Below are 12,814 nucleotides of genomic sequence, written 5' to 3'. Positions count from 1 at the left end.
CTGACCCCTTCCTTTTCCAACCGACATCAGAAACCGCTTCTGCCTTTGCCATCCGCTCCGCCACATGAACCTGTCGAGGCCGGGGTGGTGTGGGCTGGCAGGGGTGTCAGCCGCATGGATGCGGCTGCCAAGCCTCCAAGGACGGATTCACGGCGTCCCCTGCCAGCCCACACCGCCTCGGCCCACCCAAAGCATCGCAAGGCGCCAGCGCCTTGGCTTTGGCCGTTGCCGTTGCTGTTGCTGTTGCCCTGCGCCTCTGCCTGCCGCAGGCATCGGCCCTCCCACCACCCGCGATACAATGGCCGTCTGCCGTACCCGGCATCCCGTCCCTGAGCCAAAGAGTTGCCCATGTCCATCGTCCGCATGACCGACCTCGACCTCTCCGGCAAGCGCGTGCTGATCCGCCAGGATCTGAACGTGCCGATCGAGAATGGCCGCATCACTTCCGAACAGCGCATCACCGCTTCGCTGCCGACGCTCAAGCGCGCGCTGGAGCAGGGTGCGGCGGTGATGGTCACCTCGCACCTGGGGCGCCCGAAGGAAGGCGTGTGGAGCGAGGCAGACTCGCTGGCGCCGGTCGCGCAGCGGCTGTCCGAGCTGCTGGGCCGCGAGGTTCCGCTGGTGCGTGACTGGGTCGACGGTGTCGACGTGCAGCCGGGCCAGTTGGTGCTGCTGGAAAACTGCCGCATGAATGTCGGCGAGGGCAAGGACGACGAAGCCCTGTCGAAGAAGTACGCCGCCCTGTGCGATGTGTTCGTGATGGATGCTTTCGGTACCGCGCACCGCGCGCAGGCCTCGACCCATGGCGTCATCCGCTTCGCCCCGGTGGCGGCCGGTGGCCCGCTGCTGATGGCCGAGCTGGACGCGCTGGCGCAGGCGTTGGACGCACCGGCCAAGCCGCTGCTGGCCATCGTCGCCGGCAGCAAGGTCAGCACCAAGCTGGAACTGCTGGCCAACCTGGTCGGCAAGGTCGACCAGCTGATCGTCGGTGGTGGCATCGCCAACACCTTCATCGCTGCCGCCGGCTACAAGGTCGGCAAGTCGCTGTACGAGCCGGACCTGCTGGACACCGCGAAGAAGATCGTGGCCGACGCCAAGGCGCGTGGCGCCGATATCCCGCTGCCGGTCGACGTGGTCACCGCCAAGCAGTTCATGCCGGATGCTGTTGCCGAAGTGAAGGCGGTCGACGCCGTCGCCGAGGACGATCTGATCCTGGACATCGGCCCGCAGACCGCTGCGCAGTACGCGCAGCTGATCGGGAAGGCCGGCACCGTGGTCTGGAACGGCCCGGTCGGCGTGTTCGAGTTCGAAGCCTTCAGCAAGGGCACCGAAGCGCTGGCCCGCGCCATCGCCAGCTCGCCGGCATTCTCCATCGCCGGCGGTGGTGACACCCTGGCGGCGGTGGACAAGTTCGATATCGCCAAGCAGGTCAGCTACATCTCCACCGGCGGTGGTGCGTTCCTGGAGTTCCTGGAAGGCAAGACCCTGCCGGCCGTCGCCGCGCTCGACGCGCGCGGCGCATGAGTGCCGACCGCAGCAAGGATGTCCTGTTCTTCGACCTCGACGGCACGCTGATCGATTCGCAGGTGGGCATCACCGCCTGCATCGCCTATGCGCTGCAGAAGATGGACCATCCGGTGCCGCCGCAGGAAACGCTGCTGGGCTGGATCGGTCCATCGCTGCGCACCACCTTCGCGCCGCTGTTCGTCGAACCGGCGCGGGTGGAACAGGCGGTGGGCTACTACCGTGAACGCTTCGACGCCGAAGGCTGGCGCGAGCACACGGTGTACCCGCAGGTGGAAGACACCCTGCGCACGTTGCATGGCCGTGGCCACCGCCTGGCGGTGGTCACTGCCAAGAACGAGCCGCACGCGCGTCGCATCCTCGCCCACCTGCCGTTCGGCGGGCTGTTTGAGGAGATCGTTGGTTCGACCCTGGATGGCTCGCGCAGCCACAAGCCGGAACTGGTCGGCGAAGCATTGCGTCGGTTGCAGGTGCAGCCTGCGCAGTGCTGGATGATCGGCGACCGCCGCATGGACATCGAAGGCGCGCGCCATCACGGCCTGCGCAGCGTCGGCGTGCTGTGGGGCTTTGGTGGTGAGGAGGAACTCACTGCCGCCGGTGCTGGCCAGCTCGCCCGTGAGCCGGTACAGCTGGAAACGCTGCTGGCCTAGTCCCCTGTAGAGCCGAGCATGGGCTCGGCTCTACCGAACTCCCTGCGCCAGCGTATGTCCGGACCATGTCCGTTCCATGACCCGCGGAGTCAGGCAGCACAAGGCTGTAACCGTATACATGCGGCGTGAAGGATGTGCTAATTTCCGTTCTTTAACGGGAGAGGCCCATCCACCATGTTCGAGCGTCAGCGTCGCACCAAGATCCTTGCCACCCTCGGTCCGGCCACTGATCCGCCGGGCGTGCTGGAGGATCTGTTCCGCGCCGGCGTCAATGTGGTGCGCCTGAACTTCAGCCATGGCGATCCGTCCGGCCAGGCCAAGCGTGCCGCCGAAGTGCGTGCTGCTGCGGCCCGCGTGGGCGTGGAAGTGGGCATCCTGGCCGACCTGCCGGGCCCGAAGATCCGCATCGAGCGCTTCGCCGAAGGCAAGGTGCAACTGAAGGCGGGCGACCGCTTCGACCTGATCGCCAGCGAGAACGCCGGCCCGGGCACGGCCAGCCAGGTGGGCGTGAGCTACCTCGGCCTGCCGCAGGACGTGGGCCCGGGTGATGTGCTGCTGCTCGACGACGGCCTGATGCAGTTGCAGGTGGTGGAAGTGCAGGGCGACCGCATCGTCAACACCGTGCTCAACGATGGCGTGCTGTCCGACCGCAAGGGCCTGAACAAGCAGGGCGGTGGCCTGTCGCTGGGCGCGCTGACCGAGCGCGACAAGGAACTGATCGGCATCGTTGCCAAGATCGGCGTCGACTTCATTGCCGTGTCGTTCTGCCGCAACGCGCAGGACATGAACGACGCGCGTGACATCGCCCGTTCGCACGGCTGCGATGCCGCGCTGGTGTCGAAGATCGAACGTACCGAAGCGATCGAGAACCTGGAAGAAATCGTCGAGGCCAGCGACGTGGTGATGGTCGCCCGTGGCGACCTCGGCGTGGAAATCGGCGATGCCGAGCTGCCGGGCCTGCAGAAGAAGATCATCAAGGCCTCGCTGGCGCAGAACAAGGTGGTGATCACCGCCACGCAGATGCTGCAGTCGATGGTGGAAAGCCCGATCCCGACCCGCGCCGAAGTGCTGGACGTGGCCAACTCGGTCATCGACGGTACCGATGCGGTGATGCTGTCGGCGGAAACCGCCGCTGGTGCCTATCCGGTCAAGGCCGTGGAAGCGATGGCGCGCATCTGCCTGGGGGCCGAGCGCCAGTTCCAGACCGAGACCGACTTCAACGCCTCGCCGCGCAACCTGGAACGTGCCGACCAGGCGATTGCCATGGCTACCATGTTCCTGTCGCAGCACGTGGGCGTGCGTGCGATCGTGGCGATGACCGAATCCGGCGGCACCGCGCGCTACCTGTCGCGTTTCCGCGCCAAGGCGCCGGTGTTCGCGGTGACCCGCCATGACGGCGCGCGTCGCCAGATGGCGCTGATGCGCGATGTCTACCCGATCAACTTCGACAGCCGCGGCCTGACCCCGCGCGAAGCCGCGCGCGGCAGCATCCGCCTGCTGGTCGAATCCGAGCTGCTGCAGGCCGGTGACCGTGTCGTGTTCACCAGCGGCGAGCACATGGAGACCCTGGGTGCAACCAACACCCTGCGCCTGCTGGAAGTGGGCGAAGATGGCCGCGCCAGCGGCCTGGGCGATCTGTAAGTAGTGTTGGCCCGGGGTCGGAGCCGCGTTGCGGGTCCGACCCCAGGGTCAGATCCCCGCAGGGGCTCCGGCCCCATGCCGCAGGACAACTTTTGTCCTGCGCCAGCGTGGAAGCGTTTCCATCCTGTCCTCCACGGCGAGGCAACGGGCAGCGGGGCTATACTTACGTTTTTCCCGCACCCGCCACAGGAAATACATGAGCATCGAACAGCTGGCTGAAACCGCCCAGGCCATGGTCGCCCCGGGCAAGGGCATCATCGCGATCGACGAATCCACCGCTACCATCGCCAAGCGTTTCGCCGGCGTCGGTATCGAGAACACCGAGGAGAACCGTCGCGCCTACCGCGAGCTGCTGCTGACCACGCCGAAGCTCAACGAGCACATTTCCGGCGCCATCCTGTACGACGAAACCATCCGCCAGTCGACCAAGGACGGCGTGCCGTTCGCCAAGTACATGGCCGACCACGGCATGATTCCGGGCATCAAGGTGGACAAGGGTGCGCACCCGCTGGCCGGCTGCCCGGGCGAGCTGGTCACCGAAGGCCTCGACGGCCTGCGCGAGCGTCTGCAGGAGTACTACAAGCTGGGTGCGCGCTTCGCCAAGTGGCGTGCGGTCATCAACATCGGCGAGAGCATCCCGTCGGGTACCTGCATCGAGTCCAACGCCCACGCGCTGGCCCGCTATGCGGCGCTGTGCCAGGAATGCGGCCTGGTGCCGATGGTCGAGCCGGAAGTGATCATGGACGGCGACCACGACATCGAGACCTGCTACGAAGTCACCGAAGCCACCCTGCGTTCGCTGTTCGATGCCCTGTACCAGCAGAACGTGTTGCTGGAAGGCACCATCCTGAAGGCCTCGATGGTCATCTCCGGCAAGGGCTGCGATGAGCAGGCCGACGTCGAGGAAGTGGCCGAGTCGACCGTTATGTGCCTGAAGAGCACCGTGCCGGCGATCCTGCCGGGCGTGGTGTTCCTGTCCGGTGGCCAGAGCGACGAGCAGTCCACCGAGCACCTGAACGCGATGAACCAGCTGGGCAACCTGCCGTGGCCGCTGAGCTTCTCCTACGGCCGCGCCATGCAGCAGGCCGCGCTGAAGCTGTGGGCCAAGGACATGAAGGGCAACTACGCTGCCGCCCAGAAGACCGTGTACGAGCGCGCCAAGGACAACGGCCTGGCCGCGCTGGGCAAGTGGAACGGTTGATCCGTTCCCTTGCAGGATGAACAGGGCAACGCCGGCTTTACGCCGGCGTTTGCTTTTGCGGGTATCTTTTCCGCCCCCACGTGCCCGGCCGGCATGCGGGAACCACATGGAAGGCCAAGGAGAAACAACATGCGTTTGGCAGCAATCACACTGGCCGTTGCCACGGTCCTGGTCGCCGGCGGTTGCAACCGCATCGGCGGCGGCGCGGATGCGGGCAAGGCCGCGTCACTCGATTTCGACAAGCCGGTGTCCGGCGAGATCACCTCGCGCAGCGGCATCAACTACAACGACGGCAGCCACCACCAGCTCTACCAGATCAAGCTGGAAGACAAGCAGCTGGTCGGGCTGAAACTGACCGGTTCGCTGAGCGGCTCGATCGCCGTGTTCAGCAACGGCAGCCTGGTGGCCAGCAGCAACACCGGCTACGAGCGCGAAGGAGATGTCTCGCTGGCCTTCCGTGCCAACGGTGGCGGCACCTATCAGGTGGCGGTCAACGCCAACGGCTCGACCGATTACGGTCCGTACCGCCTGCGCGCCGAGAAGCTGGTGCCGTATGACGGCAGGCCGCTGGCGGGTGGTGGCGAGATCGTCGACATGCTGGCCGGTGGTTCCCAGGACTACACCCTGCAGGTGGACAAGGCCGGCCTGTACGAGATCCGCCTGGTGTCGGACGTCTTCGATCCGGTGCTGAAGCTGTCGGGCCAGGGCGTGGATGCCGAGAATGACGACGGTGGCGACAGCACCAACTCGCGCCTGACCTTGTCGCTGAAGCCGGGCAAGTACACCCTGACCGCGCGTGGCCTCGGCGACGGTGTCACGGGCATGTTCACCCTGTCGGCCAACCGCATCGAGCTGCCCGGTAATCTGGTCGAGCGCGATGGCACGGCGCTGCCGAAGTCGGGCAGTGTGTACACGATGCTCGACAACGATGGCCGCCGCCGCTTCCTGCTGTCGCTGGACCGCCCGGCCGATGTGCGCCTGGATGCGATCTCCAGCCAGGTCGATACCGTGCTGCGCGTGGTCGGTGGCGATGTCGAACTGACCGATGATGACGGTGGCAACGGTACCAATTCGCGCCTGGAAGAGACCCTGCCGGCCGGTCACTACACGGTCGACGTGTCCAGCCTGAACAATGGTGCGGGCATGGTGGAAGTGCGCGTGCAGGTGGATGGCGCCAGCGCCGATGGGGCTGCGGCCTCCGCGGCACGTGCGGCTGCCGACGCGGCCGCCGTGGCCGATGACGCCGCCGCGGTGGAAGCCGCCAGCCGTTGAGCGTGATCCACGCCGCGCGTGGATGAGGACAATGGTGCAACGGAAAAGGCCGGGCAATGCCCGGCCTTTTCTTTTGCTCGCATCGCTGATTCAGTGCGCGGCGGCAAAGCCTGCATCACCCAGGGGCGGCAGCATCGACACGCGCGGTTCGCTGTCCGCGCTTTGCCCGGCGGCGCTCAACGCCTGCTGGTAGGCCTTGGCCGTAGCGGTATTGAACGCCACCAGCACGATGCGCATCGGTTGTGCATGGCTGCGCTGCCACGCCAGTGTTTCCGTCACTGCGATCTGCGCCGCCTGGTACAGCGGGTAGCCATACACGCCGCAGCTGATCGCGGGGAACGCGATCGACTGTACGCCCAGCGACTCGGCCAGTTGCAGCGATTTCCAGTAGCAGTTGGCCAGCAAGGCCGGTTCGTCGCGCTGGCCGTCGTGCCAGACCGGGCCCACCGTGTGCAGCACATGGCGCGCCGGCAACGCGTGGGCGGCGGTGGCGCGCACTTCGCCGGTCGGGCAACGCACGCCCGGGCGCAGCTCCGGCAACTGCTCGCACTCGGCCAGCAGTGCGGGGCCGGCTGCGCGATGGATCGCGCCGTCGACACCGCCGCCACCGAGCAGTGTTTCATTGGCCGCGTTGACGATCGCATCCACCGCCAGGGTCGTGATGTCGCCCTGCCAAACCTCGATCTTCATGCGTCCGTCTCCTGCCTGTGAGGTGATCCGCGCAGCATCTGCGCCGGCTGTTCCCACGGTAGGGGACAGGGCATCGATACTGCGTCATGACCGTCTCACGCGCTGCGATCCGACGGCCTTCACGCACGATGGCGGGCGACGCCTTCACGCAGGCTGAAGCAGAAAGGGGTCAGATCCTTTTCCGCGCGAAAAGGCTCTGACCCCCGAGTTCCATGGTGAGCTGGCAGGGTCAGAGCCCTTTCCCGACGGGAAAGGGATCCGACCCTGTACATCACGGCAGGCCGGCCAGCCAGTCGTCGTCGGAGCCTTCGTTCACATCGGCGAACAGCGGCGTGGAGAAATAGCGTTCACCGGTGTCCGGCAGCATCGCCAGGATCACCGAGCCCGGTTCAGCGCGCGCGGCCACGTCCAGCGCACTGGCCACGGTGGCGCCGGCGGAGATGCCGACGAAGATGCCTTCCTCGGCGGCCAGGCGGCGCGCGGTGGCGATCGCGCGGTCATCTTCGACCGAGACCAGTTCGTCCACCACATCGCGGTTGAGCACGTCCGGCACGAAGTCCGGGGTCCAGCCCTGGATCTTGTGCGGCTTCCAGTCATCGCCCTTGAGCAGGGCGGCGCCGGCCGGCTCGGTGGCGATGATGCGGGTCTGCGGGCGCGCGACCTTCAGCACTTCGCCAACACCGGTGAGCGTGCCGCCAGTGCCCCAGCCGCTGACGAAATAGTCCAGCCGCTTGCCGGCGAAGTCGCGCAGGATTTCCGCGGCGGTGGTGTTGCGGTGATAGGCCGGGTTGGCCGGGTTGGCGAACTGGCTGGCCAGGAACCAGCCGTGCTGTTCGGCCAGTTCGGCCGCCTTGCGCACCATGCCGCTGCCGCGCTCGGCGGCCGGGGTCAGGATCACCTTGGCACCATAGGCACGCATCAGCTTGCGGCGCTCGACCGAGAAGGTCTCGACCATGGTCGCGACGAACTTGTAGCCGCGCGCGGCGGCGACCATCGCCAGGGCCACGCCGGTGTTGCCCGAGGTGGCCTCCACGATGGTGTCGCCCGGCTTGAGCAGGCCACGCGCTTCGGCGTCGAGGATGATCGCCAGCGCCAGGCGGTCCTTCACCGAGCCGCCCGGATTGAACGACTCGACCTTGGCGTAGACGCTGACCTGCGGCGGTGCCAGACGCTGCAGCTTGACGATGGGGGTGTTGCCGACGGTATCGAGGATGGAGTCGTACAGGGCCATGGAAGCGCTCCGGAAACGGGGCCGCGCCGGGCTTCGGCGGGCGAAGGGGGAGGGCTGGCTGTTCAGGCCAGCGGCTGCCGGCTGACCGTAGCGCCGGCATATGACGCCCGGAAATGACCAGATACCTTTCTTAAACAACCTTTGGTTATAAGCTGGTGACGGCAATTGACCCTAGAGTGGACCTCCGCCCCACGCCGCCTGCCTGCCCATGACGCTGACCCAGCTGCGCTACCTGGTTGCCATCGCCGACGCCGAGCTGAACATCACGCTGGCCGCCTCGCGCGTGCACGCCACCCAGCCCGGCCTGTCCAAGCAGCTCAAGCAGCTGGAGGACGAGCTGGGTTTCCTGTTGTTCGTGCGCAAGGGTCGCAGCCTGGAGTCGGTCACCCCGGCCGGCACCGAGGTCATCGCCCGCGCCCGCGCGGTGCTGGCCGAGGCCAACAACATCCGCACCTACGCGGCCAACCAGCGGCGCGAGAGCCAGGGCCAGCTGATCCTGACCACCACCCACACCCAGGCGCGCTTCGTGCTGCCGCCGGCGGTGGCGGCGATCAAGCAGGCGTATCCGCAGGTGAGCGTGCACCTGCAGCAGGCCGGTGAAGCCGACGCGCTGGATCGCTTGAACCAGGGTGATGCCGACATTGCGATCATCAGCACCGCTGGCGGTGAGCCCACCGATGGCATTGCCGTGCCGCTGTTCCGCTGGCGGCGGCTGGTGGTGGTACCCAAGGGCCACCCGCTGGATCGCGCCGGACGCGCACCGGACCTGGCCGCGTTGGCCCGGCAACCATTGATCAGCTACGAATCCTCGACCCGCCCGAATTCGTCGTTGCAGCGCGCCTTCGCCGCCAATGGGCTGGTGCCGGATCTGGCACTGACCGCGCTTGATGCCGATCTGATCAAGACCTATGTGCGTACCGGCCTGGGTGTGGGCCTGCTGGCCGAAATGGCGGTCAGTTCCAACGACGAAGACCTGAGATCGTGGCCGGCGCCGGACCCGATCAGCGAGTGCATTGCATGGGCAGTGCTGCCGCGCGACCGCGTGCTGCGTGATTACGCGTTGGAGCTGGTGCATGTGCTGGCACCGCAGATTGATCCGCGCGACCTGCGGCGGGTGCTGGATGGCAACCAGGTGGCCGCGTGGCCGGTGCCACCGACCTGGGAGTCGCTGACCCAGACCATCACGGTGTGAGGTGGGTCGAGCAGGGCTTGCAGCCCTGCACCTGCTGCAAACCGGAGCAACAGCAACAGCAACGTCAAAAGCTCGCTATCCGTGGGATGGCGGGGCGGTGTCGGAGTGCGGGGACGCCGTAAACCCATCCCTGGGGGCTTGGCCGCGGCATCCATGCCGCGGACACCCCGCACTCCGACACCGCCCCACCTCTGACAGATTCCGATGGCTGTTGGTAGGTGTCGACCTTGGTCGACACGGTAGATCCACGCCATGCGTGGATGAAGCTGTCAGATATCGAAATACATCTGGGGTCAGATCCGTTTTCCGAAGGAAAACGGATCTGACCCCAAGAGCCGTTCCAACAGACCGCAGGAATCTGTCGAAGGCGGGGTGGGTCCGGTTGCGGGAGTGTCCGCGGCATGGATGCCGCGGCCAAGCCCCCAGGGATGGGTTCACGGCGTCTCCCGCAACCGGACCCGCCCCGCCATCCCACAGGAAGCCAGCTTTTGCTTTTGCTGTTGCTTCGGCTCTTGCCGTGGACGTGGTCTATGCAGGTGCAGGGCGCAGCCCTGCCGAACACCCCCGCGACGGGGTGTCGTAAATGCCTGCGACGGTTCGTCGCACGGGTAACCCTGGACCCGGCTCTACACTAGCGGGGTGACCCGCCTGTCCCGCCCGCAGCGCCTTCTGCTCCAGCTCGCCGTCCTGGCGACGCTGCTGATGGTGCTTGCGCCACTGGTCAGCCGCGCGCTGCAGGCGTCGCCGATGGACCACGCCGCGATGGCCGGCATGGACCACGCTGCCATGGGCCATGACATGCACGACATGGCCATTGCCGGGCACGATCAGCACGGCAGCGCCCCGGCAGAGCGCAACCGCCCGGTCGATCCCCACGCCATGCACGGCGAAGCCTGCGAATACTGCGTGCTGGCCATGCGCCTGCTGCCGTGGCTGGCGGTGCTGGTGCTGCTGTTGCCGCTGCTGTGGCGGCCGCGGCTGGCATTCCCGTGGTCACAGCAGGTACTGCCCGCGCTGCGCTGGCCGGCGCATGCCGCGCGCGGGCCGCCGCGTTTCTCCATCGTTCGCTGATGTCCCTATCGAATCTGCCGCACGACGCCTGACCGGGCGCCGTGCGCGCGTGCGTAACTTGGAGCTGTTCCAATGAAAATGACTTCCCGCCCCGCGGGCGCCTGTGCGCGCCTGCCGGTTGCCCTCGGCCTGGCCGTGGCCGCATCAGTGGCCCACGCCGCGCCCGCCGAAGAGGCGCGCACCCTCGACACGCTGGTGGTGACCGCCGCCGCACCGTCCTCGCCGCTGCACTGGGTGACCGACCCGCGCCTGCCGCGGCAGCCGGTACCCGCCAGCGACGGCGCCGATTACCTGAAGACCGTTCCCGGTTTCTCCGCCATCCGCAACGGCGGCACCAACGGCGACCCGGTGCTGCGCGGCATGTTCGGTTCGCGCCTGAACATCCTCAGCAATGATGGCAACCTGATCGGCGCCTGCCCGTCGCGCATGGACAATCCGCTGTCCTACATCTCACCCGAAAGCTTCGACCGGCTGACCATCATCAAGGGCCCGCAGAGCGTGCGCTGGGGCGCCGGTGCCTCGGCCGGCACCGTGCGCTTCGAGCGCGATACACCGCGCTTCGAGGAACCGGGCCTGCGTGCCGATGCCAGTGCGCTGGTCGGTTCGCGCAACCGCAACGACCAGGTGCTGGACCTGACCCTGGGCAACCCGACCGGTTACGTGCGTGCCAGTGGCAACCGTTCCGAAGCCGATGACTACAAGGACGGCCACGGCGATGTGGTGCCATCGAAGTGGCGCAAGTGGAACGGTGACGTGGCCATCGGCTGGACGCCGGATGCCGACACGCTGCTGGAAATTTCTGCGGGTGCCGGTGATGCCATCGCACGCTACGCGGGACGCGGCATGGACGGGGCTGCGTTCGAACGCACCAGCTATGCCGCGCGCTTCGAGAAGCGCAACCTGCCGGGTGCGTGGGACACGGTGCAGGCCAACGTGTATTACAACGAGGCCGACCACGTGATGGACAACTACACGCTGCGCGCGCCGAACCCGAACAGCATGATGCCGATGCCGATGGCCTCGAACGTGGACCGCCGTACCCAGGGCGGCCGGGTCAGTTCCGAGTGGCGCTGGCAGGACGTGCAGCTGGTGGCGGGCGTGGATGGCGAAGACAGCCGCCATCGTGGCCGCATGGGCATGGGCCGCGGCACCTATCGCCGGGCGGCCTGGGAGACCGATGCCAACTTCCATCGCTATGGCGTGTTCACCGAGTTGACCCTCGGTGCCGGCACCGACCAGCGCTGGATCAGCGGCCTGCGCCTTGATCGCGCCAGCGTGCGCGACGAGCGGCAGTCGATCCGCGGGATGATGGGCAACATGCCCAATCCGACCGCAGGCCAGCGCCGCAAGGAATGGCTCGGTAGTGGTTTCCTGCGCTACGAGCAGGACCTGGCCGACGGCCTGACCTGGTATGCCGGCCTCGGCCACAGTGAACGCATGCCCGACTACTGGGAGCTGTTCTCGCCCGACCACGGCCCGGCCGGTGCGGTGAACGCGTTTGCCGGTATCCAGCCCGAGCGCACCACCCAGCTCGACGTCGGCCTGCAGTACAAGGGACCGCGCGTGCAGGCCTGGGTCTCGGCGTATGCCGGGCAGATCCAGGACTACATCCTGTTCACCTACCACGGCAGCGGCATGATGGGCATGAGCCAGGCCAGCAACGTCGACGCGCGCATTGCCGGTGCCGAGGCGGGGCTGGAAGTAAGCGTGGCCGAACAGTGGAAGCTGGGTGGCACGCTGGCCTATGCCTGGGGCGAGAACCGCGACCAGCAGCGCCCGTTGCCGCAGATGCCTCCGCTGGAAGCGCGCCTGAGTGCCAACTGGGAAGGCCAGCGTTGGAGCGCCGGTGCGCTGCTGCGCGCGGTGACCCACCAGCATCGTGTCGCAGATGGCCAGGGCAATGTCGTCGCGCAGGACCTTGGACCGAGCGCTGGCTTTGCCACCTTCGCGCTCAATGCCGCGTACCGTTTCAGTTCGCAGCTGCAGCTCAGCGCGGGTGTCGACAACCTATTCGACCGTGCCTACAGCGAGCACCTGAATCTGGCGGGCAGCGCCGACTTCGGCTTCCCGGCCGATCCGGTGCGCATCAATGAGCCGGGGCGCAGCGTCTGGATGAAGCTGAATTACCGGTACTGAGGCAACGGGCAAAAAACGGGGCCGGATCCCCGCCAGGATCCGTCCCCGCCCGACGCCCTCCGTCGGGCAGATTCGACTCTACGATGACGGCCCGGGCGGTGCACGGCTGGATACACCCCGACACACGCCGACACCGCCCGTGGCAGCCTTGCACGGAACGGGTTCAAGGCGCTATCGCAGCCTTGGTTCCACGCCGGTAAACGCTT

Annotated in this window: 10 protein-coding genes; 8 read left to right on the top strand and 2 right to left on the bottom strand. The window is 67.1% G+C overall.

Annotation, left to right across the window (positions count from 1 at the left end):
* Positions 1-348: 348 nt before the first annotated feature.
* The 5 genes from ACUZUJ_RS17655 to ACUZUJ_RS17635 all read left to right on the top strand — a co-directional run bounded on the left by ACUZUJ_RS17655 (position 349) and on the right by ACUZUJ_RS17635 (position 6,288).
* Positions 349-1,524 (top strand): phosphoglycerate kinase, encoded by a 1,176-nt coding sequence (locus ACUZUJ_RS17655; RefSeq protein WP_049442696.1) that lies wholly within the window; start codon positions 349-351, stop codon positions 1,522-1,524.
* Positions 1,521-2,174 (top strand): HAD hydrolase-like protein, encoded by a 654-nt coding sequence (locus ACUZUJ_RS17650; RefSeq protein WP_014038298.1) that lies wholly within the window; start codon positions 1,521-1,523, stop codon positions 2,172-2,174. The genes ACUZUJ_RS17655 and ACUZUJ_RS17650 overlap by 4 nt, the downstream gene beginning before the upstream one ends.
* Positions 2,175-2,348: 174 nt before the next feature.
* Positions 2,349-3,815 (top strand): pyruvate kinase, encoded by a 1,467-nt coding sequence (gene pyk / locus ACUZUJ_RS17645; RefSeq protein WP_049442695.1) that lies wholly within the window; start codon positions 2,349-2,351, stop codon positions 3,813-3,815.
* Between the two features lie 196 nt (positions 3,816-4,011).
* Positions 4,012-5,016, top strand: coding sequence for a class I fructose-bisphosphate aldolase (locus ACUZUJ_RS17640; protein WP_006465625.1), 1,005 nt, complete (start codon positions 4,012-4,014; stop codon positions 5,014-5,016).
* Between the two features lie 129 nt (positions 5,017-5,145).
* A complete protein-coding gene (locus ACUZUJ_RS17635; RefSeq protein WP_049442694.1) occupies positions 5,146-6,288 on the top strand; it encodes a hypothetical protein in 1,143 nt (380 codons plus the stop codon).
* A 90-nt stretch (positions 6,289-6,378) separates the two neighbouring features.
* Here the strand turns inward: ACUZUJ_RS17635 and ACUZUJ_RS17630 are convergent, their stop codons facing one another.
* A complete protein-coding gene (locus ACUZUJ_RS17630; RefSeq protein WP_014038294.1) occupies positions 6,379-6,978 on the bottom strand; it encodes an O-acetyl-ADP-ribose deacetylase in 600 nt (199 codons plus the stop codon).
* Positions 6,979-7,249: 271 nt separating this feature from the next.
* The gene (cysK, locus tag ACUZUJ_RS17625; RefSeq protein ID WP_046432270.1) at positions 7,250-8,209 is read right to left on the bottom strand and encodes a cysteine synthase A; all 960 of its coding nucleotides are present in this window, start codon (positions 8,207-8,209) and stop codon (positions 7,250-7,252) included.
* Positions 8,210-8,417: 208 nt separating this feature from the next.
* Between cysK and ACUZUJ_RS17620 the strand changes: the two genes are divergently transcribed.
* From ACUZUJ_RS17620 to ACUZUJ_RS17610, 3 genes are all read left to right on the top strand, one after another.
* On the top strand, positions 8,418-9,401 hold the full coding sequence (locus tag ACUZUJ_RS17620) for a LysR family transcriptional regulator (protein ID WP_101765999.1): 984 nt from the start codon (positions 8,418-8,420) through the stop codon (positions 9,399-9,401).
* A 639-nt stretch (positions 9,402-10,040) separates the two neighbouring features.
* Positions 10,041-10,472, top strand: coding sequence for a DUF2946 domain-containing protein (locus tag ACUZUJ_RS17615; protein WP_101765998.1), 432 nt, complete (start codon positions 10,041-10,043; stop codon positions 10,470-10,472).
* Positions 10,473-10,544: 72 nt separating this feature from the next.
* Complete coding sequence (locus ACUZUJ_RS17610) at positions 10,545-12,608, top strand: TonB-dependent copper receptor (protein WP_458220893.1); 2,064 nt, start codon at positions 10,545-10,547, stop codon at positions 12,606-12,608.
* Positions 12,609-12,814 lie beyond the last annotated feature (206 nt).

It is taken from the genome of Stenotrophomonas sp. S4 (genome assembly GCF_054187805.2).
Note: the sequence above shows the minus strand (reverse complement) of the source record. Positions and strands in the feature narration are given on the sequence as shown.

What these genes read in the sequence shown, in the direction of transcription:
- ACUZUJ_RS17655 (WP_049442696.1), top strand. Translation starts at nt 349, where the DNA reads ATGTCCATCGTCCGCATGACCGACCTCGACCTCTCCGGCAAGCGCGTG.
- ACUZUJ_RS17650 (WP_014038298.1), top strand. Translation starts at nt 1,521, where the DNA reads ATGAGTGCCGACCGCAGCAAGGATGTCCTGTTCTTCGACCTCGACGGC.
- pyk (WP_049442695.1), top strand. Translation starts at nt 2,349, where the DNA reads ATGTTCGAGCGTCAGCGTCGCACCAAGATCCTTGCCACCCTCGGTCCG.
- ACUZUJ_RS17640 (WP_006465625.1), top strand. Translation starts at nt 4,012, where the DNA reads ATGAGCATCGAACAGCTGGCTGAAACCGCCCAGGCCATGGTCGCCCCG.
- ACUZUJ_RS17635 (WP_049442694.1), top strand. Translation starts at nt 5,146, where the DNA reads ATGCGTTTGGCAGCAATCACACTGGCCGTTGCCACGGTCCTGGTCGCC.
- ACUZUJ_RS17630 (WP_014038294.1), bottom strand. Translation starts at nt 6,978, where the DNA reads ATGAAGATCGAGGTTTGGCAGGGCGACATCACGACCCTGGCGGTGGAT.
- cysK (WP_046432270.1), bottom strand. Translation starts at nt 8,209, where the DNA reads ATGGCCCTGTACGACTCCATCCTCGATACCGTCGGCAACACCCCCATC.
- ACUZUJ_RS17620 (WP_101765999.1), top strand. Translation starts at nt 8,418, where the DNA reads ATGACGCTGACCCAGCTGCGCTACCTGGTTGCCATCGCCGACGCCGAG.
- ACUZUJ_RS17610 (WP_458220893.1), top strand. Translation starts at nt 10,545, where the DNA reads ATGAAAATGACTTCCCGCCCCGCGGGCGCCTGTGCGCGCCTGCCGGTT.